Origin of the sequence: Microbacterium sp. ZOR0019 (assembly GCF_000800925.1) — a bacterium.
In the GTDB taxonomy this organism is placed as follows: domain Bacteria; phylum Actinomycetota; class Actinomycetes; order Actinomycetales; family Microbacteriaceae; genus Microbacterium; species Microbacterium aurugineum.
On sequence record NZ_JRKC01000005.1, the window covers coordinates 115,133 to 136,449 of the forward strand.

The 21,317-nt window shown below is 67.2% G+C and carries 16 protein-coding genes and 1 tRNA gene; 14 read left to right on the plus strand and 3 right to left on the minus strand.

Translation table 11 applies throughout. The features are described 5' to 3' along the window. Positions 1-96: 96 nt before the first annotated feature. The 4 genes from gltB (at position 97) to L978_RS01495 (ending at position 8,354) form a co-directional block, all read left to right on the plus strand. Complete coding sequence (gene gltB / locus L978_RS01480) at positions 97-4,620, plus strand: glutamate synthase large subunit (protein WP_156118205.1); 4,524 nt, start codon at positions 97-99, stop codon at positions 4,618-4,620. Next, positions 4,613-6,079, plus strand: coding sequence for a glutamate synthase subunit beta (locus tag L978_RS01485; protein WP_047519563.1), 1,467 nt, complete (start codon positions 4,613-4,615; stop codon positions 6,077-6,079). The genes gltB and L978_RS01485 overlap by 8 nt, the downstream gene beginning before the upstream one ends. 57 nt (positions 6,080-6,136) lie before the next feature. Then, positions 6,137-7,585, plus strand: coding sequence for a pyruvate kinase (pyk, locus tag L978_RS01490; protein WP_047519565.1), 1,449 nt, complete (start codon positions 6,137-6,139; stop codon positions 7,583-7,585). A gap of 172 nt (positions 7,586-7,757) precedes the next feature. Beyond that, positions 7,758-8,354, plus strand: a complete 597-nt coding sequence (locus L978_RS01495) for an esterase/lipase family protein (RefSeq protein WP_231554948.1) — start codon at positions 7,758-7,760, stop codon at positions 8,352-8,354. Between the two features lie 20 nt (positions 8,355-8,374). Here L978_RS01495 and L978_RS01500 read toward each other — a convergent pair. Then, positions 8,375-8,457 (minus strand) — tRNA-Leu (locus tag L978_RS01500). A gap of 100 nt (positions 8,458-8,557) precedes the next feature. Between L978_RS01500 and L978_RS01505 the strand changes: the two genes are divergently transcribed. Together L978_RS01505 and L978_RS01510 are read left to right on the plus strand one after the other, a co-directional pair. Beyond that, positions 8,558-9,178: an ANTAR domain-containing response regulator gene (locus L978_RS01505; RefSeq protein WP_017830602.1), complete on the plus strand. Its 621-nt coding sequence runs from the start codon at positions 8,558-8,560 to the stop codon at positions 9,176-9,178. 2 nt (positions 9,179-9,180) lie between these two features. Then, a complete protein-coding gene (locus L978_RS01510; protein WP_081996887.1) occupies positions 9,181-9,756 on the plus strand; it encodes a GNAT family N-acetyltransferase in 576 nt (191 codons plus the stop codon). Here the strand turns inward: L978_RS01510 and L978_RS01515 are convergent. After that, the gene (locus tag L978_RS01515; protein ID WP_047519567.1) at positions 9,731-10,159 is read right to left on the minus strand and encodes a hotdog fold thioesterase; all 429 of its coding nucleotides are present in this window, start codon (positions 10,157-10,159) and stop codon (positions 9,731-9,733) included. The genes L978_RS01510 and L978_RS01515 overlap by 26 nt on opposite strands. A gap of 45 nt (positions 10,160-10,204) precedes the next feature. Here L978_RS01515 and polA point away from each other — a divergent pair, with 45 nt between their 5' ends. From polA to L978_RS01550, 7 genes are all read left to right on the plus strand, one after another. Then, entirely contained in the window at positions 10,205-12,838 is a 2,634-nt protein-coding gene (polA, locus tag L978_RS01520) for a DNA polymerase I (protein WP_047519569.1), read from the plus strand. A gap of 38 nt (positions 12,839-12,876) precedes the next feature. After that, entirely contained in the window at positions 12,877-14,553 is a 1,677-nt protein-coding gene (locus L978_RS01525) for a DUF885 domain-containing protein (protein ID WP_047519571.1), read from the plus strand. A gap of 54 nt (positions 14,554-14,607) precedes the next feature. Then, positions 14,608-15,642 (plus strand): LLM class flavin-dependent oxidoreductase, encoded by a 1,035-nt coding sequence (locus L978_RS01530; RefSeq protein WP_047519573.1) that lies wholly within the window; start codon positions 14,608-14,610, stop codon positions 15,640-15,642. A gap of 47 nt (positions 15,643-15,689) precedes the next feature. Further along, a complete protein-coding gene (locus tag L978_RS01535) occupies positions 15,690-17,042 on the plus strand; it encodes an MFS transporter (RefSeq protein ID WP_047519710.1) in 1,353 nt (450 codons plus the stop codon). A gap of 35 nt (positions 17,043-17,077) precedes the next feature. Further along, positions 17,078-17,833, plus strand: coding sequence for an SGNH/GDSL hydrolase family protein (locus tag L978_RS01540; protein ID WP_197055604.1), 756 nt, complete (start codon positions 17,078-17,080; stop codon positions 17,831-17,833). Positions 17,834-17,852: 19 nt separating this feature from the next. Then, positions 17,853-18,599 carry a formylglycine-generating enzyme family protein gene (locus tag L978_RS01545; protein ID WP_047519577.1) on the plus strand — a complete coding sequence of 249 codons (747 nt, stop codon included), beginning with the start codon at positions 17,853-17,855 and terminating at the stop codon, positions 18,597-18,599. Between the two features lie 90 nt (positions 18,600-18,689). Beyond that, a complete protein-coding gene (locus tag L978_RS01550) occupies positions 18,690-19,502 on the plus strand; it encodes an arginase family protein (RefSeq protein WP_047519579.1) in 813 nt (270 codons plus the stop codon). A 7-nt stretch (positions 19,503-19,509) separates the two neighbouring features. Here the strand turns inward: L978_RS01550 and L978_RS01555 are convergent, their stop codons facing one another. Further along, positions 19,510-20,835, minus strand: a complete 1,326-nt coding sequence (locus tag L978_RS01555; protein WP_047519581.1) for an MFS transporter — start codon at positions 20,833-20,835, stop codon at positions 19,510-19,512. Positions 20,836-20,911: 76 nt separating this feature from the next. Here L978_RS01555 and L978_RS01560 point away from each other — a divergent pair, with 76 nt between their 5' ends. Continuing rightward, the gene (locus L978_RS01560; protein ID WP_047519583.1) at positions 20,912-21,280 is read left to right on the plus strand and encodes a VOC family protein; all 369 of its coding nucleotides are present in this window, start codon (positions 20,912-20,914) and stop codon (positions 21,278-21,280) included. Positions 21,281-21,317: the final 37 nt, after the last annotated feature.

Consider the following 21,317-nt stretch of genomic DNA (forward strand, 5'->3'; position numbering starts at 1 on the left):
GTCGTCCCCGGGTTTCACTCGACGATCTGAGGACGGTAACTGGTGTACTTCCAGCCCCCTTACGGCGCCTCCGGCGCATACCCCCCGAAGCAGGGCATGTACAACCCGGCGTTCGAGAAGGACGCCTGCGGCCTGGCCATGGTCGCCACGCTGCGCGGCGAAGCCGGGCACGACATCATCGCGTTGGCCCTTCAGGCTCTTCGCAATCTGGAGCACCGTGGTGCCATCGGTTCCGACGCCGGAACCGGAGACGGTGCGGGCATCCTGACACAGATGCCCGATGCGTTCCTCCGCGCTGTGGTCGGCTTCGAGCTGCCGCCGGTGGGCGAGTATGCCGCGGGGCTGGCGTTCCTGCCTCGCGATTCGAGCGAGCGCCGTCAGCAGAAGGCCGGGATCGAGAAGATCGCCCGCTCGGAAGGACTCCGTGTCCTCGGATGGCGCGATGTCCCCACCGCCAACGAGAACCTCGGCAAGCTCGCCGATGAGGCGCGTCCCGCCTTCGAGCAGCTCTTCGTGAGCGCCGGGGGAGCGACCCACGCCGATGCGCCGCTCACGGGCATCGCCCTCGACCGTGTCGCCTACCGCCTGCGCAAGCGTGCAGGACACGAACTCGGCGCGTACTTCGTCTCGCTCTCGGCCCGCACGCTCGGCTACAAGGGCATGGTCACGACGCTGCAGCTCGAGCCGTTCTACCCCGACCTGCAGGACGAGCGTTTCGCCTCCGAGCTCGCAGTGGTGCACTCCCGGTACTCCACGAACACCTTCCCGTCGTGGCCGCTCGCGCAGCCGCTGCGGATGCTCGCGCACAACGGTGAGATCAACACCGTCGGCGGGAACCGCAACTGGATGCGTGCACGCCAGTCGCAGTTGGAATCGGAGTTGCTCGGCGACATCGATCCGCTGCTGCCGATCTGCACCGATGGCGCGAGCGACTCCGCCTCTTTCGACGAGGTGCTCGAGCTGCTCACACTCACCGGACGGAGCCTGCCGCACGCCATCATGATGATGGTTCCGGAGGCTTACGAGAAGCAGACCGACATCTCGCCGGAGCTGCGTTCGTTCTACGAGTACCACTCGAACCAGATGGAGCCGTGGGACGGTCCCGCCGCGCTCATCTTCACCGACGGCACGCTCGTCGGTGCCACACTCGACCGCAACGGTCTCCGCCCGGGACGGTGGACGGAGACGACCGACGGTCTGGTCGTGATCGGCTCCGAGACCGGTGTGCTGCAGTTCGAGCCGGAGCGCATCAAGCGTCGCGGCCGACTGCAGCCCGGAAAGATGTTCCTCGTCGACACGGCACAGCGTCGCATCGTCGAGGACAGCGAGATCAAGCGCGACCTCGCCACCATGCACCCGTGGCAGGAGTGGCTGGATGCCGGCGCCGTGCGTCTCGCCGAGTTGCCGGAGCGCGAGCACATCGTGCACCCTCCGGCCTCGATCACCCGCCGTCAGCGGACCTTCGGATACACCGAGGAAGAAGTCCGCATCCTGCTCACCCCGATGGGTCAGACCGGCGTCGAGCCCCTCGGTGCCATGGGCTCCGACACGCCGATCGCGGTGCTCAGCAAGCGTCCGCGACTGCTCTTCGACTACTTCACGCAGCAGTTCGCACAGGTGACGAACCCGCCGCTCGACTCGATCCGTGAAGAGGTCGTCACGAGTCTCAAGCTGGGTCTCGGGCCCGAGAGCAATCTGCTCTCCTGGGGGCCGGAGCACACCCGCACCGTGTCGCTCGACTTCCCCGTGATCGACAACGACGAGCTCGCGAAGATCCGTCACATCGACAAGGCGATGCCCGGCCGGTCGAGTGTGACCATCCGCGGCCTCTACCATTTCGACGCGGGCCCCCAGACCCTGCAGGACCGTCTCACCGAGATGTGCGCGGAGGTCGACGAGGCGATCGAGAACGGCGCCGAGTTCATCATCCTGTCGGACCGCGACTCGAACAAGGACCTCACCCCGATCCCGTCCCTGCTGATGGTGTCGGCGATCCACCACCACCTCATCCGGCGTGAGAACCGCATGAAGGTCGGGCTCATCGTCGAGGCCGGTGACGTGCGTGAAGTGCACCACGTCGCGACGCTGATCGGTTACGGCGCGTCCGCGGTGAACCCGTATCTCGCGATGGAGACGGTCGAGCACCTCGTACGCACCGGCTACATCAACGGCATCACGCCCGAGAAGGCGGTCAAGAACCTGATCTACGCCCTCGGCAAGGGCGTGCTCAAGATCATGTCGAAGATGGGCATCTCCACCGTGTCGTCCTACGCGGGCGCTCAGGTGTTCGAGGCCGTCGGCCTCAGCCAGGAGTTCATCGACGCCTACTTCACGCGCACCGAGTCCAAGCTCGGCGGCGTCGGCATCGAGGAGATCTTCGCCGAGAACCAGGCGCGTCACGACTACGCCTACCCGGAGGATGCGGCGGCGCGTGCGCACGAGCGTCTGTGGACCGGTGGCGAGTACCAGTGGCGCCGTGACGGCTCTCCGCACCTGTTCAACCCGGAGACGGTGTTCAAGCTTCAGCACTCGACCCGTACGCGTCGCTACGACATCTTCCGGGAATACACGAAGCTCGTCGACGAGCAGGCGGCGGAGCTGAAGACGCTGCGCGGGCTGTTCACGCTGCGCACCGGCACCCGCAAGCCCGTCCCGCTGGACGAGGTCGAGCCCGTGTCCGCGATCGTCAAGAGGTTCTCGACGGGGGCGATGAGCTATGGCTCGATCTCCCGGGAGGCGCACGAGACGCTCGCGATCGCCATGAACAGGATCGGCGGGAAGTCGAACACCGGTGAAGGCGGCGAGGATCCGGATCGCCTGGTCGACCCGGAACGCCGCAGCGCGATCAAGCAGGTCGCCTCCGGACGTTTCGGTGTGACCAGCCTCTACCTCACCGAGGCGGACGACATCCAGATCAAGCTCGCTCAGGGGGCTAAGCCCGGCGAGGGAGGACAGCTGCCGCCGACCAAGGTCTACCCCTGGGTCGCCCGCACCCGTCACGCAACGGCCGGCGTCGGTCTCATCTCGCCGCCGCCACACCACGACATCTACTCGATCGAAGACCTCAAGCAGCTCATCTTCGACCTGAAGCGGGCGAACCCCGAGGCGCGTATCCACACCAAGCTGGTGAGCCAGTCGGGCATCGGTGCGGTGTCTGCGGGTGTCGCCAAGGCTTTGAGCGACGTGATCCTCGTCTCCGGCCACGATGGTGGAACTGGAGCGAGCCCGTTGAACTCGCTCAAGCACGCCGGCACGCCGTGGGAGCTCGGTCTCGCCGAGACCCAGCAGACGCTCATGCTCAACGGCATGCGGGACCGTGTCGTCGTGCAGGTCGACGGTCAGCTCAAGACCGGTCGTGACGTGATCATCGGTGCGCTGCTGGGAGCGGAGGAGTTCGGCTTCGCGACGGCGCCCCTCGTGGTCAGCGGCTGCATCATGATGCGGGTCTGCCACCTCGACACCTGCCCGGTCGGCGTCGCGACCCAGAACCCGGTGCTGCGCGAGCGCTTCACAGGAAAGCCGGAGTTCGTCGTGAACTTCATGGAGTTCATCGCCGAAGAGGTGCGCGAACTCCTCGCCGAGCTGGGATACCGCTCTCTCGACGAGGTGATCGGGCGCGCCGATCTCATCGAGGTGAACGCCGCCGTGGAGCACTGGAAGGCAGAGGGTCTCGACCTGACACCCGTGCTCGAAGGCCCGGCCTTCCCGGCGGGCGAGCCGCGTCGCAGCGGCCGCGCGCAGGATCACGAACTCGAGAAGCACTTCGACGTGCAGCTCATCGACATCGCGAAGGGGACGCTGCTCAACGGCGAACCCGTCGTGGCGGAGCTGCCCATCGCGAACACCGAGCGTGCCGTCGGGACGATGCTGGGACATCAGGTCACTTCGCGCCACGGCGCCGCCGGCCTCCCCGAGGGAACCATCGACGTCACACTGCACGGCACCGCGGGGCAGTCGCTCGGCGCGTTCCTGCCGCCGGGCATCGTGCTCCGACTCGAGGGCGACGCGAACGACTACGTCGGCAAGGGGCTGTCCGGTGGGGACATCACCATCCGCCCGCCGCGGGGGTCCGCCATCGCTCCGGAGGACAACGTGATCGCCGGAAACGTGATCGGTTATGGCGCGACGTCGGGGACGATGTTCATCTCCGGTGTCGTCGGCGAACGCTTCCTCGTCCGCAACTCTGGCGCGACCGCCGTCGTCGAGGGGGTGGGCGACCACGCGCTCGAGTACATGACGGGTGGCCTGGCTGTGATCCTCGGCTCGACCGGCCGCAACTTCGGCGCCGGTATGTCCGGGGGCGTGGCCTACGTGCACGCCCTCGACACCAGCAAGGTGAACGCGCAGTCGCTCGGGAGTGGAGAGCTGCGGCTCGAACCACTCGATCGCGCAGATCTCGAGGTGCTGCGAAGCCTGTTGGTCGCGCACGCCGAGCGCACGGCCTCACCGCGGGCCTCCGCGCTCCTCGAGAACTTCGATGATGTCGCCGCGGAGTTCGTGAAGGTACTTCCTCGCGACTTCGCCGCGGTGCGGAGCATGCGCGAAGAAGCATTGGCCGAGGGGATCGACCCCGACGGCGACATCGTTTGGAACCGCATCCTGGAGGTGACCGGTGGCTGACCCCAAAGGCTTTCTGAAGGTGACCGAGCGGGAACTTCCCGCACGTCGTCCGGTGCCTGTGCGCATCATGGACTGGAAAGAGGTCTATGAGCCGGGCGACAAGCAGGTCCTGCGTCGTCAAGCCGGACGCTGCATGGACTGCGGCGTGCCGTTCTGTCATCAGGGATGCCCGCTCGGCAACCTGATCCCCGAGTGGAACGACCTCACCTGGCGCGGTGAGGGCCGCGCGGCGATCGAGCGCCTGCACGCCACGAACAACTTCCCGGAGTTCACGGGGCGGCTGTGCCCCGCGCCCTGCGAGAGCTCGTGCGTGCTCGGCATCAACCAGCCGGCGGTCACGATCAAGCAGATCGAGGTCTCGATCATCGATGAGGCCTTCGCGAAGGGGTGGGTCGAGCCGGAGCCGCCCGAGCGCCTCACGGGAAAGACGGTCGCCGTCGTCGGATCGGGCCCTGCGGGTCTCGCTGCCGCCCAGCAGCTCACCCGAGCCGGGCACACGGTCGCGGTCTTCGAGCGGGACGACCGCATCGGCGGTCTGCTGCGCTACGGCATCCCGGACTTCAAGATGGAGAAGACGCAGCTCGAATCGCGCCTTCGCCAGATGCAGGAGGAAGGCACGCGTTTCCGCGCCGGCGTGGAGATCGGCAAGGACATCTCCTGGCCCGACCTGCGTGCCCGCTACGACGCCGTCGTCATCGCGACGGGGTCCACGGTTCCGCGTGACCTCGCCATCCCCGGCCGTGACCTCGACGGCGTGCACTTCGCCATGGAGTACCTCGTCGAGTCGAACCACGCGGTCGCGGGCGACAAGGTCACCGACCAGATCAGCGCGGCGGGCAAGCACGTCATCGTCATCGGCGGTGGAGACACCGGCGCGGACTGCATCGGCACCGCACACCGTCAGGGCGCGCTCAGCGTCACCAACCTGGCGATCGGCATGCAGCCGGGCGACGTCCGTCCGGACCACCAGCCGTGGCCGATGATGCCGACGATCTTCGAGGTGTCGTCTGCTCACGAGGAGGGTGGAGAGCGGGTGTACCTCGCGTCCACCGTCGAGTTCCTCCGCAACGACGTCGGTGAGGTGCGCGCGCTGCGCGTGGCCGAGACCGAGTACGTCGACGGCCGCCGCGTCCCCAAGAGCGGCACCGAGCGAGAGATCCCCGCGGACCTCGTCCTGATCGCGATGGGCTTCACCGGACCCGAGCAGGAGGGGTACACCGAAGACACGCTTCCGCAGGTCACAGACCGTGGCGCCTTCCGCCGCGACTCGTCGTACGAGTCGACGGTTCCCGGAGTGTTCGTCGCCGGCGACGCCGGTCGCGGTCAGTCGCTCATCGTATGGGCCATCGCCGAGGGCCGCGCCGCTGCCGCGAACGTCGATCGCTTCCTCATGGGCACCACCGTGCTTCCCGAGCCGGTGCGACCGAGTGATGTCGCGATCGGTCTCCAGCCCGCGTAGGCTGAGGCCGGCACCGTCGCCTGATTTACATCCCCCATTTCTACCCTGGAGTATCTGTTGAGACGCGCGAAAATCGTCGCCACCTTGGGCCCCGCAACTTCCACGTATGAGACGGTGCGCGCACTGATCGATGCGGGGGTGGACGTCGCGCGACTGAACCTCAGCCACGGCGACTACTCGGTTCACGAGAACAACTACGCGAACGTGCGTCGTGCCGCAGAGGATGCCGGTCGTCCCGTCGCGATCCTCGTCGACCTGCAGGGGCCGAAGATCCGCCTCGGCAAGTTCGAGGACGGGCCGTACGAGCTCGCCAAGGGTGACATCTTCAAGATCACGACCGAAGACATCATCGGCAATAAGGAGATCTGCGGAACGACCTTCAAGGGCCTCCCGCAGGACGTCAAGCCGGGCGACTTCCTCCTGATCGACGACGGCAAGGTCCGCGTCGAGGTCGTCGAGACCGACGGCGTCACGGTGACCACCAAGGTCATCGTCGCCGGTGCCGTCTCCAACAACAAGGGCATCAACCTTCCCGGCGTCGCCGTCAACGTCCCCGCTCTCAGCGAGAAGGACGAAGACGACCTGCGTTGGGGACTGCGCATCGGCGCCGATCTGATCGCGCTGTCGTTCGTGCGCAACGCCGCCGATGTGACCCGCGTTCACGAGATCATGGCGGAAGAGGGCGTCAAGGTTCCCGTCATCGCCAAGGTCGAGAAGCCGCAGGCCGTCGATGCGCTGGAAGAGATCGTCGACGCGTTCGATGCGATCATGGTCGCCCGCGGTGACCTGGGCGTCGAGCTTCCGCTCGAGGCCGTGCCGATCGTGCAGAAGCGCGCCGTCGAGATCGCTCGCCGGATGGCCAAGCCGGTGATCGTCGCGACGCAGATGCTCGAGTCGATGATCAGCAGCCCGGTTCCCACGCGTGCCGAGACCTCGGACGTCGCGAACGCCGTCCTCGACGGTGCGGATGCCGTCATGCTCTCCGGTGAGACCAGTGTCGGCGACTACCCGGTCGTGGTCGTCGAGACCATGGCACGGATCATCGCCTCCACGGAAGAGCACGGCTTGGAGCGCATCCTGCCGTTGACGACCAAGCCCCGCACGCAGGGCGGTGCGATCACTCTCGCCGCTCTCGAGGTGGCCGAGTTCGTCGAGGCGAAGTTCCTCTGCGTGTTCACGCAGTCGGGCGATTCCGCGCGTCGTCTGTCGCGTCTGCGTTCGCGCATCCCGATGATCGCCTTCACCCCGGAGCCGGGAATCCGTCGCCGCATGGCTTTGACCTGGGGCATCCGCTCCACCCTGGTCGACATGGTCCAGCACACCGACCTGATGTATCACCAGGTGGACGAGTATCTGCTCGGCAACGGACTCGCACAGGAAGGGGACAAGGTCGTCGTGATCTCCGGTTCCCCTCCCGGAATCGTCGGATCGACCAACGACCTGCGCGTGCACAAGGTGGGCGATGCGATTCGCGGCGCGGCACCGATCTACAAGGCCGGCGTCTGACACAGCGCACAGAGGGGGCGGAGCTTCGGCTTCGCCCCCTCTGTCGTGCGATCCGGTAGTTTTCCCTCATGGGTCCGCATCGTCATCCGAGGAGCACGTCATCGGCGCGCTGAGGAAGGCGGGGTGGTGGTGCGCCGACTACGCATACGCGGGGTTCTGGCAGTTGCGCGCGATGTTCGACCGCACCGCCCCGGCGTCCTTCGCCTCGGGGAGCGGCGCGCGAATCGTCGTCCTTCCCGGCGTCTACGAGACCTGGAGGTTTATGCAGCCGCTCGTCGCGGCGATGCATGAGCGAGGCCATCCGGTCCAGGTCGTCGACACCCTCCATCGCAATCGACGTCCGGTGGTGGAGATGGCGCAGAGCGTCGGCGACTTCCTGGAGCGCCATGACCTCACGGATGTGATCCTGGTCGCCCACAGCAAGGGCGGGCTCGCGGGCAAGCTGGTCATGACGGGACCGGCGGCCGGCCGTGTGCGCTCGATGCTCGCGATCGCGACACCGTTCGGCGGTTCGAGCTATGCCCGTTTGATGCTCTCGCGGACGCTGCGGGAGTTCGCCCCCGACGACCCGGGAATCGTCAGCCTCACCCAGAGGCGGTCGGTGAACGATCGGATCGTCTCGATCTACGCGGGATTCGACCCGCACATCCCGGAGGGCAGCGAACTCGTCGGTGCCAAGAACGTCCGCCTCGACACCGGAGGGCATTTCCGGATCCTCGCGCATCCCCGGGTGCTCGCCGAGCTGGCTGTCCTCGCGGAGGAGCACTGAGGGCTCTCTTCATCAAACGGTGCCGGCGGTGGGACTCGAACCCACACGCCCTTTCGGACAAAGCATTTTGAGTGCTCCGCGTCTGCCATTCCGCCACGCCGGCTCGTGTGTCGCGTCTACGACTTTAGCGCAGCATGAGAGCCGGATTCTCCGCGCCGACCGCCTGGGGCCTGCGAACAGGGGCTCTCCACTAGGATGGTTGTGTGACAGAGCAAGAAGAGCAGGCTGAGCAGCCCACGTCATCCGCACCCCGACGCGTCGTCGTCGCTGAAGACGAGTCGCTGATCCGTCTCGACATCGTCGAGATCCTTCGCGACAACGGCTTCGATGTCGTGGGCGAGGCGGGGGATGGAGAGACCGCGGTCGCTCTGGCGACCGAGCTCCGACCGGACCTCGTCATCATGGACGTCAAGATGCCGCAGCTCGACGGCATCAGCGCTGCGGAGAAGCTGCACAAGGGCAACATCGCGCCGGTCGTCCTGCTCACGGCGTTCAGCCAGAAGGAGCTCGTCGAGCGCGCGAGCGAGGCCGGTGCGCTCGCGTACGTCGTGAAGCCGTTCACTCCGAACGACCTTCTGCCCGCGATCGAGATCGCGCTGGCTCGCCACGAGCAGATCATCACGCTCGAGGCCGAGGTCGCCGACATGGTCGAGCGCTTCGAGACCCGCAAGCTCGTCGACCGGGCCAAGGGTCTGCTCAACGAGAAGATGGGCCTGAGCGAACCTGAGGCGTTCCGCTGGATCCAGAAGGCGTCGATGGACCGCCGTCTGACGATGCAGGACGTCGCCAAGGCGATCATCGAGCAGCTCGCCCCCAAGAAGTAACGGTGAGCGCCGGCACGATCCGGCTCGATACCGAGCACATCCTGCGGCCGGTGAGGCGGGGGGATGGGGTTGCGCTCGCCCGCGCGTATGTCGCGAATCGCGAACATCTCGCGCCGTGGGAGCCGACGCGCACGGAGGCGTTCTTCACCGTCGCCGCGCAGGAGCAGCACGCCCAGCTCTGCGTGGAAGACGCGGACGCCGGGCGGAGTCTCCGCTTCGTCATCGAATCCGATGACGGGGAGATCCGCGGTCGGATGAACATCAACAACATCGTCCGGGGGGCGTTCTGGAGCGCTGACCTCGGCTATTGGGTCGATGCCACGCAGCTGCGTCGCGGCATCGCGAGTCGCGCCGTCGCTCAGCTCATCGAGTATTCACGAACGCAGCTCCGCCTGCACCGGCTCCAGGCCGCCACCCTGCTGCACAACCTCGGTTCCCAACGCGTGCTGGTCGGCAACGGCTTCGAGCGCATCGGCGTGGCGCCGAAGTACCTCCGCATCGCGGGGGAGTGGCAGGACCACCTGCTGTTCCAGCGACTGCTCGAGGAACCGCTCAGCTCGCGGCGGGAAGGTCCTTGATCATGTTGGTGATGCGGATCGTGGAGCAGCGGCGTCCCTGATCGTCGGTCACCACGATCTCGTGCACGGTGATGCTCCGTCCCAGGTGCACCGGTGTGCATACGCCGGTGACCACGCCCGACGTGGCCGATCGGGTGTGCGTCGCGTTGATGTCGACGCCGACGGCGAGACGGCCGGCACCGGCGTGCAGGTTCGCCGCCATCGAACCGAGCGATTCGCCGAGCACCACGTACGCGCCACCGTGCATGAGGCCGACCGGCTGGGTGTTGCCGTCGACAGGCATCGTCGCGACACAACGGTCGATGCCGAACTCGACGAACTCCATGCCCATCTTCTCGGCCAGGGCACCCATTCCGCGGGCCGTGGCCCAGTCGAGTCCCTCGCTCGTCGCGACGTCGCTCATGCATCCTCCTCAGCGGGTGTCTGTCGTCCTCGTTAGGCTGACAGGGTGACGGACTCCGCAAAGCCTACCCTCATGGTCGTCGACGGCCACTCGCTCGCCTACCGCGCTTTCTTCGCGCTCCCGGTCGACAGTTTCACGACCAAGGACAATCAGCACACCAACGGCATCTACGGCTTCCTCTCGATGCTGGTGAACCTCATCAAAGCCGAGCAGCCGACGCACTTGGCGATCGCCTTCGACACCTCGCGTCACTCCTTCCGCACTGAGGAGTACTCGGAGTACAAGGCCACGCGTTCCGAGTCGCCGCAGGAGTTCAAGGGTCAGATCCCGCTTCTGCAGGACTGCCTCGCCGCCATGTCGATCCCTGTCCTGACGAAGGAGGGGATCGAGGCCGACGACATCCTCGCGACGCTCGCTTCACAGGGCGCCGAGCAGGGCTTCGACGTGCTCGTCGTCTCCGGAGACCGTGACACCATCCAGCTCGTGAACGACGACGTCACGCTGCTCTACCCGTCGGTGCAGGGCGTCTCGCAGCTGAAGCGCTATGACCCGACGACGGTGCAGGAGCGCTACGGTGTGCGTCCCGAGCAGTACCCCGACATCGCGGCCCTGGTCGGCGAGACCAGCGACAACCTGCCCGGTGTTCCGAAGGTCGGGGAGAAGACGGCGGTCAAGTGGCTCACGCAGTTCGGATCGCTCGATGAGCTGATCGCCCGTGCCGACGAGATCAAGGGCGTGGTCGGGGGCAACCTCCGCGACCACATCGACGATGTCCGACGCAACCGCAAGCTCAACCGTCTCCTCACCGATGTCGACCTCCCGGTCGGGCCCTCCGACCTGGCCGTGGCACCAATCGATGCGCAGGCCGTGCGCGACATCTTCGCCCGGCTCGAGTTCCGCACCCTGCTGCCGCGGGTGTTCGAGGCCGTCGGAGCCGGTGAGGTCGCCGATGACCCGGCGTCGGTCGTCGTGGTGCCCGTACCGGTCGAGACATCACCCGCGGAGCTGGCGGCCTGGGCTGTCGCGCAGGACGGCGATGTCTCCCTGCGGATCATGACGCAGGGAGGTTCCCCCACACGGATCGGCGCCGCGACTCTCACCGACCTCCGCGAGTCGGATTGGACGGAGAGCGCCGCAGAGGCTCTGCGCGAATGGATCGAGTCCGACGCGCCGAAGGTGCTGCACGATGCGAAGCCGCAGGTGAAGGCCCTGATCCGTCAGGGAATCCGCCTCCGCGGTCTCGCCTACGACACGAGCCTGGCCGGCTGGCTCCTGCGGCCGAGCTTCCCCGACAAGACCCTGTCCGACCTTGTCGAGCGCTACCTCGGCGAGAAGCTGCCCGAGGCCGACCCGTCCCAGCTGGTGCCCGAGACCGAGGGAGCCACACCGTCGCAGGAGGCATGGTTCGCGTTGCGCGTCGCCGATGCGCTGCGTGAAGACATCCCCGAGTCGGTCGCCGCTGTCCTGGTGGACATCGAACTGCCGACCCTGCTCACACTCGCCGACATGGAGGTCGCGGGCGTGGCGGTCTCGCACGACGTGCTGTCCACGTTCTCCGGAGAGCTCGCCGCTCGCGCCGAGACACTCGCGCAGGAGGCCTTCTCCGTGGTCGGACGCGAGTTCAACCTCGGCTCGCCCAAGCAGCTGCAGGAGGTCTTGTTCGAAGACCTGCAGTTGCCGAAGACCCGCAAGACCAAGACCGGCTACTCCACCGACGCCGCGGTACTCGCAGACCTGCAGGAGAGCAACCCGCACCCGTTCCTCAGCCTGTTGCTGCAGCACCGTGAGGCCACCAAGCTCCGGCAGATCATCGAGTCCCTCGACACGGCGATCGGCGACGACCACCGCGTGCACACGACGTATGTGCAGACGGGGAGCCAGACCGGGCGACTGTCCAGTACCGATCCCAATCTGCAGAACATCCCGGTGCGTACGGAGGAGTCGCGCCGTATCCGGAGCGCATTCGAGGTCGGCGAGGGGTACGACGCTCTCTTGACGGCCGACTATTCGCAGATCGAGATGCGCATCATGGCCCATCTGTCCGGCGACGAGGGGCTGATCGAGGCCTTCAACAGTGGCGAGGACCTGCACCGGTTCGTCGGCGCCCGCGTGTTCGGGGTCGAGCCCAGCGAGGTGTCTCCGGCGATGCGCACGAAGGTGAAGGCGATGTCCTACGGCCTCGTCTACGGACTCTCGGCGTTCGGGCTCTCGAAGCAGCTGCGCATCGAGCAGTCCGAGGCCAAGCAGCTGATGGTGGAGTACTTCGCACGATTCGGCGCGGTGCGCGACTATCTGCGCGCCTCAGTCATGAAGGCGAAAGAGGTCGGCTACACCGAGACGATCTTCGGGCGCCGTCGGCCGTTCCCCGACCTCGCGAGCCCGAACCGGGTACTGCGTGAGAACGCCGAGCGCGCTGCCCTCAACGCGCCGATCCAGGGGAGCGCCGCCGACATCATGAAGATCGCGCTGCTTCACATCCACGACGACCTTCGCTCCCAGCAGCTGTCCTCGCGCGTGCTGCTCCAGATCCATGACGAACTCGTCGTCGAGGTCGCCCCGGGGGAGTGGGATGCCACGGAGCAGATCGTTCGCGCTCGAATGGGCGATGCCGCACAGTTGTCGGTGCCGCTCGATGTTCAGGTCGGGCGCGGCCGTGACTGGAACGAAGCCGCGCACTGACCTCCGCCACGGGAGGGGCCGGGGCTAGGCTGGCAGCTATGACTTCAGCTCCCCGCACCCCTTCCGCCATCGACGCCGTCGCCGATGAATGGGTCGACACGATCGCGGTTCTGGCACCCACTCTCGGCACCTACATCGGGCGCGACGAGGTGAACGACCGCTTCGGCGACCTGAGCCCCGCCGGGCATGAGGAGATCGCTGCGGCGACGCGCGCGACGTTGGACAAGCTCTCCGCGCTCGAGCCCGTGGACGCGATCGACGAGGTGACGAAGACCGACCTCGGTGCCGAGCTCCGGCTCGACCTCGAGCTGCACGACGCGAAGTGGCACCTGCGCGACCTCAACGTGATCGCTTCTGCCGCACAGGATGTGCGCGCGGCATTCGACCTGATGCCCACGGCGACGGTGCAGGACTGGGACGTGATCGCGACCCGCCTCGCAGCGGTGCCCGATGCCCTTCGCGGCTACGTCGAGACCCTCAGGACGGGTATCGCGGAGGGCATCGTGCCGGCTCGCAGGCAGGTGACCGAGGTGGCGACGCAGATCGATCGCTACACCGCCGATGACGGCTTCTTCGCCGCATTCGTCGCGAACGCGGACCCCGAGGAGGGGCAGCTGCCCGCGTCTCTCGCCCGCACTCTCGCCGACAATTCGGCCTCGGCCCGTGTCGCCTACGACGAGCTGCGCCGTTTCCTCGCGGAGGAGCTCGCTCCTGCCGCAGGCGACGACGACGCAGTGGGTCGTGACCTCTATGCGCTCAACTCGCGTCGCTTCCTCGGGGCGACCATCGATCTCGACGAGACCTACGAGTGGGGGCGCGAGGAGCTCGCGCGCATGGTCGAGGAGCAGACCGCGATCGCGAACGAGATCCTCCCCGGTGCGTCCGTCGAGGAAGCGGTCGCCCACCTGGAAGCCGACCCCGCGCGCAAGCTCGTCGGCACCGACGCTCTCCAGAAGTGGATGCAGGAGACGAGCGACCGCGCGGTCGCTGAACTCGGCGTCTCGCATTTCGACATCCCCGAAGCCATTCGCACGCTCGAGTGCATGATCGCCCCCACGCAGGAGGGCGGGATCTACTACACCGGCCCGACCGACGACTTCTCACGCCCCGGTCGCATGTGGTGGTCCGTCCCCGAGGGCGTCACGGAGTTCGACACGTGGCGGGAGCTCACCACGGTCTTCCATGAGGGCGTCCCGGGTCACCATCTGCAGATCGCTCAGGCGGTGTACAACCGGGCCGAGCTCAACTCCTGGCGTCGGCTGCTCGCGGGAACCTCGGGTCATGCTGAGGGCTGGGCTCTGTACGCGGAGCGTCTGATGGAGCAGCTCGGCTACCTGGACGACCCCGCCGACCGGCTCGGCATGCTCGACGGGCAGCGGATGCGGGCCGCCCGCGTCGTCCTCGACATCGGTGTGCACCTGGGCAAGCCGCGTCTCGACGGCACCGGAGTGTGGGACGCGGAGTACGCACTCGACTTCATGCGCCAGAACGTGAACATGTCGGATCAGTTCGTGCAGTTCGAGGTGAACCGCTACCTCGGCTGGCCGGGCCAGGCGCCGTCGTACAAGGTCGGTCAGCGCATCTGGGAGCAGGTGCGCGACGGAGTCCGCGCCGCCGAGGGAGATGCCTTCTCGTTCAAGGACTTCCACAAGAAGGCCCTCGATCTGGGCGGCGTCGGCCTCGACACGCTGCGCAGCGCTCTGCTCCCACGCTGACGGGAATGGGATCCGGTCCACGAGTGTTCATTCACCTGAATAGAGAGGGATGACATGGGCATCGAATTCGGACTGGACACCTTCGGCGACATCACAAGGGACGCGGGCGGGAAGCTCCTCACCGGAGCGCAGACGATCCGCAACGTCGTGGAGCAGGCTGAGCTCGCAGACACGGTCGGAGTGGACTTCTTCGGGGTGGGGGAGCACCACCGCGAAGAGTTCGCGGTGTCCGCGCCGGAGATGGTGCTCGCCGCGATCGCTGCGCGCACCGAACACATCCGTGTCGGCACGGCGGTGACCGTGCTGTCGTCGGATGATCCGGTCCGCGTGTTCGAGCGCTTCTCGACGTTGGACGCCCTCTCGAACGGCCGAGCCGAGGTCGTCCTCGGCCGCGGCTCCTTCATCGAGTCCTTTCCGCTCTTCGGCTACGACCTGCGGGACTACGACGCCCTGTTCGAGCAGAAGCTCGAGCTGTTCGTCGAACTCCTCAAGGAGGAGCCCGTGACATGGTCCGGCACCATGCGCGCCTCGCTGGAGAATGCGAACGTGTTCCCCAAGACCGAGAAGGGTCTTCGTACCTGGGTGGGGGTGGGTGGCAGCCCGGAGTCCGTCGTACGGGTCGCGCGCCATGGCCTGGGGCTGATGCTCGCGATCATCGGCGGGCCGGCGGCGCGGTTCAAGCCCTTCGTCGATCTGTACCACCGCTCTGTCGCGTCTTTCGGAACCACCTCGCACCCTGTCTCGGTGCATTCGCCCGGCCACATCGCCGAGACGGATGCGGAAGCCTGGGACGCGGCCTACTCCGGGTTCGAAGCGATGAACAACACCATCGGCCGGGAGCGCGGATGGCCGGCGTACAGTCGCGCGCGCTTCCAGAACGACGTCGGGCCGGAAGGCGCGATCTACGCGGGTTCACCGGACCGTGTCGCCGCGAAGATCGCAGACACGATCACGATGCTCGGTCTCGGGCGGTTCGACCTGAAGTACGCGACCGGCACCCTGTCGCATGAGTCGATGATGCGCAGCATCGAGCTGTACGGGACCGAAGTGATCCCGCGCGTGAAGCGGATCCTCGACGCGCTGGACTGACGACATCACGCGCAGGACGTCGGGCGCTCGGCTCTACGATGAAGAACATGGCCAACTCCGCCCTGCCGGGCCGCTCATCGCTGGCTAAGCGCCTGGACGTCCTGCCGTTCACACGTCGACACCTCCGCCTGCTGACAGGGTCCGGGGTCGGTTGGGCGCTGGACGCGATGGATGTCGGCCTCATCTCGTTCATCCTCGCCGCGCTCACGCAGCAGTGGGGGCTGACGAAAGGCGAGGCCGGGTGGATCGCCTCGGTCGGATTCATCGGCATGGCAGTCGGGGCCACACTCGGCGGGCTCCTCGCCGATCGTTTCGGCCGGCGGCAGGTCTTCGCCCTCACGCTGCTCGTGTACGGCATCGCGACCGGTGCCAGCGCCCTGGTGGGAGGACTGGTGGCGCTCCTGGTCCTGCGGTTCCTGGTGGGACTCGGCCTCGGCGCAGAGCTCCCGGTGGCGTCGACCTATGTGAGCGAGTTCGCACCCGCGCGGATCCGTGGCCGCCTGATCGTGGTGCTGGAGGCTTTCTGGGCGCTCGGATGGACCGCCGCCGCGGTGATCGGCTTCCTGGTCATCCCGGCTTCGGACGACGGCTGGCGCTGGGCGTTCGCGCTCGGCGCGATCCCCGCGGCGTACGCACTCTTCGTACGTTGGCGCATGCCGGAGTCACCTCGCTGGCTCGCCTCACGAGGACGCATCGCGGAGGCAGACCGCATCGTGTCGGCGTTCGAGACCGATGCCGGTGTGGAAGTCGCACCCGCGATCCGGAAGGAACCCGCCTCCCGTGCGATCGCGGTCACGGCGAGGGCGCGGCTGGCGACACTCTGGAACCCGGAGTTCCGGCTGCGCACTCTGTGCCTGTGGGTGGTGTGGCTGGGGGTGAACTTCGCCTACTACGGAGCGTTCATCTGGATCCCGAGCATCCTCGTCGACGCCGGGTTCGATCTGGTGCGTTCATTCGGTTTCACGTTGATCATCACGTTGGCGCAGCTTCCGGGCTATGCGGTCGCCGCGTGGCTGATCGAGGTGTGGGGGCGCCGTGTGACGCTGTCGGTGTTCCTTCTCGGCTCGGCGGTCTCCGCCGTGGTCTTCGGCACCGCGACGACAGAGGGTGCGATCATCGCGGCGGGCATGGCGCTGTCGTTCTTCAACCTCGGTGCGTGGGGTGCGCTCTACGCCGTGACGCCGGAGATCTATCCGACGTCGCTGCGGGGGACAGGAGCGGGCTGGGCTGCCGGAGTGGGCCGTATCGCGTCGATCGTGGCTCCGCTGTCCGTTCCCGTGCTACTGGTCGCCGGGGGAGCGCCGCTGCTGTTCGCGGTCTTCGGGGCATGCTTCCTCGGAGCTGCCGCCGCCGCCTGGGGGCTCGTCGATCGACGCGGCCGAGCGCTCGATGATCGCTGATCCCAGGTGTCGTCGACCCGCAATAGGCTGGGACGATGGCAGATGTGCGGTTCGTGGCGATCGGCGATTCCTTCACGGAGGGGGTCGGTGACGTCCTTCCGGATGGGCGGGAGCGCGGTTGGGCGGACCTCGCAGCTCAAGGATGGGCCGATGCAGCCGGTCACCCGATCCAGTATGCGAACCTCGCGATCCGGGGCAAGCTGGCCTGGCCGATCGTCGAGCAGCAGTTGGAACCGGCGCTCGCGCTGCGCCCGACCCACCTCTCGTTCAACGGCGGTGGCAACGACATGCTGCGACCGCGTACCGACGTCGAGCACATCGCCGACGCCTTCAGCCGCGTGCTGCGTCGCTGCGACGAGGAGGGCGTGACCATGATCCTGCTCTCCGGTGCGAACCCGAGCGGGCAGCTGCCGATGGGTTCCCTCGTCCAGCGCAGGGGAGACCTGCTCTCCGAGGCGGTGCTCCGACGCATCGAAGGACGCCCCGACGTCATCCGGGCGCTCAACTGGCCCGATCGCGAACTCTCTCGCGGCGCGTACTGGGCCGACGATCGTCTGCACATGAACGCGGCCGGCCATCACCGTGTCGCTGCCAGGGTGCTCCACGCGCTCGGGTTCGAGCCTCCGGAGACCTGGTGGGCGCCGAGCGATCGCATGGGCGGAGGACCATCGGGCCTCGCGTACTACCGCGAGTTCGTCGGGCCCTGGGTGCGCCGACGAGTGACGCGTACCTCGTCGGGCGACGGTCGTGCGGCGAAATACCCGGCCTGGGTCGAACGGGTCCCGTCGTGATGCCACGGAGTGACGCGGAGTGACCGACATCGAGCTCGCGCGAATCCCCGCCGGGGTCGTGACCCTCCGCGATGCGCGACGCGGCGAGCAGCGTGAGGTGACGCTCGAGCCGTACGAGATCGGCGTGTACCCCGTGACCGAGGCGCAGCTCACCGAGGTACTGGGCATTCCGATGCGCCACCCGCGACGCCCCGCAGCCGACCTGAGCTGGTTGCGCGCCATCCACTTCTGCAACGCCGCCTCCGAGTGGGAAGGGTTGGACCAGGTCTATCTGTTCGACGGCGAGGAGGTCGCCTGGGACACGACGGCCGACGGCTACCGACTGCCCACCGAGGCGGAATGGGAGTTCGCGTGTCGGGCGGGGTCGACCGGGCCGCACTATGCGCCTCTGGCCGATGCGGCGTGGACGAGCGCGGACGGCGTCTCGTCTCCGCAAGATGTCGGGGGGAAGCTCCCGAACCTCCACGGTCTCTTCGACACCCTCGGCAACGTATGGGAGTGGTGCTGGGACCTCCTGGATCCTGCCCGCTACGACGACTACCGGGTGTTCCGTGGGGGCGGATTCGCTGACGATGCGTGGAGTGTCCGCGCCTCCGTCCGCCGAGGGGGAGCGCCGCGGATGCATCACGAAGACGTCGGCCTCCGGCTCGCTCGAGGGGCGTTCGACACGCTCGAACAGGCACAGGGGTGGTCGGGCCGTGCGGACCGCGAGCGTGCTGTGCAGGACGGGCCGCTTCCGTCGGGTTGGACGCCGCGTCGACGGTGACGTCTCTCTCGCAGTCTCCGAAGTCCGCAGAGGGAAGGCTCGCTGTCCGACGGTTTTGGCGGGGAGCAGCACGGGTGGAAAGCTGGTTCCATGGCATCGGAATACTCGCTCATCGTCTCCCAGGGCCGCGTCGCCGACCGCACCGATGGGGCGCTCGCGGGTGCACGACGCGTCGGCGAGGCGGTCTCTTCACTTCTCGCCGTCGACCCGCTGATCATCGGCACGCCGACGCCGAGCGAGATCGATGATTGGTCCGTGGCACTTCCTGAAGCGGAGACGACGCTGAGAGGGCTGCGCACCGCGGTGAGCGACGCCATCGCGGACGGCACGACCCCTCTCCTGATCACCAACACCTGCGCGGCGAGCCTCGGCACCTTGCCCACGGCGGCAGCGCATCACCCCGAGGCCGTCGTGCTCTGGATCGACGCGCACGGCGACTTCAACACACCGGATACGACCGATTCCGGGTATCTGGGAGGTATGGTCCTGGCCGCTGCGTGTGGGCTCTGGGACAGCGGACACGGGGCGGGCCTCGATCCGAGACAGGTGGCGGTGGTCGGTGGCCGGGACATCGACACCGCTGAGCAGCAGATGCTCGCCGATGCCGGCGTCACCGTCATCCCCCCGTCGGAGAGCACGCCCGAGCGCGTCCTCGAGTCGGTCGCGGGTCGCCCGGTGTGGATCCACGTCGATTGGGACGTCCTCGAGCCTGGCTACATCCCTGCCGCGTACCGCGTCGGGGGAGGACTGCTGCCTCACCAGATCGCCGCGATCTTCGCTGCGCTACCGCCGGACTCCGTGCGGGGGATCGAACTCGCGGAGTTCGAAGCAGGCGATGCGGAGGTGCCGGAGCGCGTCAGCGTCGAGTTGATCGTGGAGACACTCCAGCACCTGCTCCGCTGAGCGTCCCTCAGCGCCGACGTTCCGGATCGAGGCCGATGCGGATCCGAGTGCGTTTGCGTTCGATCAGGATGAAGGTCACCCCGAGGATCCACAGCGGGATGGGCATGAGGAAGGCGATCCTGAAGGCCTCCAGCGAATAGGTCTCGGGGGTCCCCGCGCCCTGCAGGTCGAGCGCGAGTCCGATGAGGAAGATCGCGATCAATGCGGCGATGAAGCCACCCGCGTTCGTGACACCGGTCGCGGTGCTCAGACGATGACTCGGGTTGTGCGTCCGAGCGTGGTCGAAGGCGATCATCGAAGCGGGGCCACCGGTGGCGAGAGCGATCGCCAGCACGTAGAGGAGCCAGATCGGCGCCGCTCCGGGGAGAGCGATGACAGCGATCCACGCTGCCATCTGCACGCCGACGGCGGGGAGCACGAGCGCGAGCGAGCGGTGATTCGGGTGTCGGCGGGAGAGGTCTCCGATGATCGGTCCCAGAAACATACCGGCAATGACATATACGGAGATGATGCCGGCCGCGTGGGCGGTGTCGAGACCCTCTGCCGCCGTGAGGAACGGCATTCCCCACAGCAGCACGAATGCCGTTCCCGCGAACGGCGTCGTGAAGTGTGACCAGAACGCGAGCCTGGTGCCGGGGTGAGCCCACGCGGCACGTATGCCGACACCGGTATCTATCGCGGATGTGACGACGCGGACCACGCCCGTATCCGTGTTGACGGTGACGTCCGCGCCCTGCTCAGGGGGATGGTTGCGGATGACCAGCGCCACGAGGATCGCGAACAGGAGGCCGAGCCCCGCGATGCTTCCGAACGTGATGCTCCAGGTCGTCGCGTGGAGCAGCGCCGCAAGCGGGACCAGCGCGATCAGCTGGCCGGCCTGGCCGATGATTCCGGTGAACTGGACCATCAGCGGTCCGCGCTGCGCGGGGAACCAGGTCGCGACGAGTCGCAACACGGCGGGGAAGATCGCGGCATCACCGGCGCCGAGCAGCACACGCGCGAAGATCGCGATCCCGATGTTCGGAGATAGCGCCATCGTCAGCTGACCAGCCGCCATGAGCAGCATGCCGACCGTCATGATCGGTCGTGATCCGAAGCGATCGAGGAGCACTCCGACAGGAATCTGCATTCCGCCGTAGACGGCGAGCTGGACCACGGCGAACAGGGCGAGCGTCGACGCATCCGCCTGGAACCGATCCGCCGCTTCGACGCCGACCGCGCCGAGGGACGTGCGATTCGTGATGGCGAGGACGTAGGCCGCGACACCGACCGACCAGATGATCCATGCGCGCAACCCCGGGGTCGACACGGGGTAGGGGGAGACCGGCGGCACGCCTCAACGCTACTCCTCTGCCACCGGGCTTCAGTGCCCCCGGAGCGTTGTCGGTGACGGTGGTTACGGTGGCGTCATGACAGGTTCACCTCTGCACCACTCACTCGACTACATCGAGCTCGTCGTCACCGATCTGGAGAAGTCGAAGGATTTCTTCCGTGAGGCGTTCGGTTGGGGCTTCCACGACTACGGCCCCGGATACGCAGGGATCGTTTCACCGCGCGACGACGGCAATGAATCCGGTGGGCTGATGCTCGCGGATGAGCCGCGGCCGGTCGGCGGTCCTCTCGTGCTTCTCTACTCCGAAGACCTCGACGCCACGCAGGCTGCGATCGAGAAGGCCGGCGGCACGATCCTCCAGGCGCCGTATGAGTTCCCCGGTGGACGACGCCTCCACTTCGCAGACCCGACGGGCAACGAGCTCGGCGTCTGGTCCACACAGTAGGGGTATCGCAGGGAGGTTCTCAGCCCGCTGCGGCCCA

What these genes read in the sequence shown, in the direction of transcription:
- gltB (WP_156118205.1), top strand. Translation starts at nt 97, where the DNA reads ATGTACAACCCGGCGTTCGAGAAGGACGCCTGCGGCCTGGCCATGGTC.
- L978_RS01495 (WP_231554948.1), top strand. Translation starts at nt 7,758, where the DNA reads ATGTTCGACCGCACCGCCCCGGCGTCCTTCGCCTCGGGGAGCGGCGCG.
- L978_RS01515 (WP_047519567.1), bottom strand. Translation starts at nt 10,159, where the DNA reads ATGAGCGACGTCGCGACGAGCGAGGGACTCGACTGGGCCACGGCCCGC.
- L978_RS01525 (WP_047519571.1), top strand. Translation starts at nt 12,877, where the DNA reads ATGACTTCAGCTCCCCGCACCCCTTCCGCCATCGACGCCGTCGCCGAT.
- L978_RS01530 (WP_047519573.1), top strand. Translation starts at nt 14,608, where the DNA reads ATGGGCATCGAATTCGGACTGGACACCTTCGGCGACATCACAAGGGAC.
- L978_RS01535 (WP_047519710.1), top strand. Translation starts at nt 15,690, where the DNA reads ATGGCCAACTCCGCCCTGCCGGGCCGCTCATCGCTGGCTAAGCGCCTG.
- L978_RS01540 (WP_197055604.1), top strand. Translation starts at nt 17,078, where the DNA reads ATGGCAGATGTGCGGTTCGTGGCGATCGGCGATTCCTTCACGGAGGGG.
- L978_RS01550 (WP_047519579.1), top strand. Translation starts at nt 18,690, where the DNA reads ATGGCATCGGAATACTCGCTCATCGTCTCCCAGGGCCGCGTCGCCGAC.
- L978_RS01560 (WP_047519583.1), top strand. Translation starts at nt 20,912, where the DNA reads ATGACAGGTTCACCTCTGCACCACTCACTCGACTACATCGAGCTCGTC.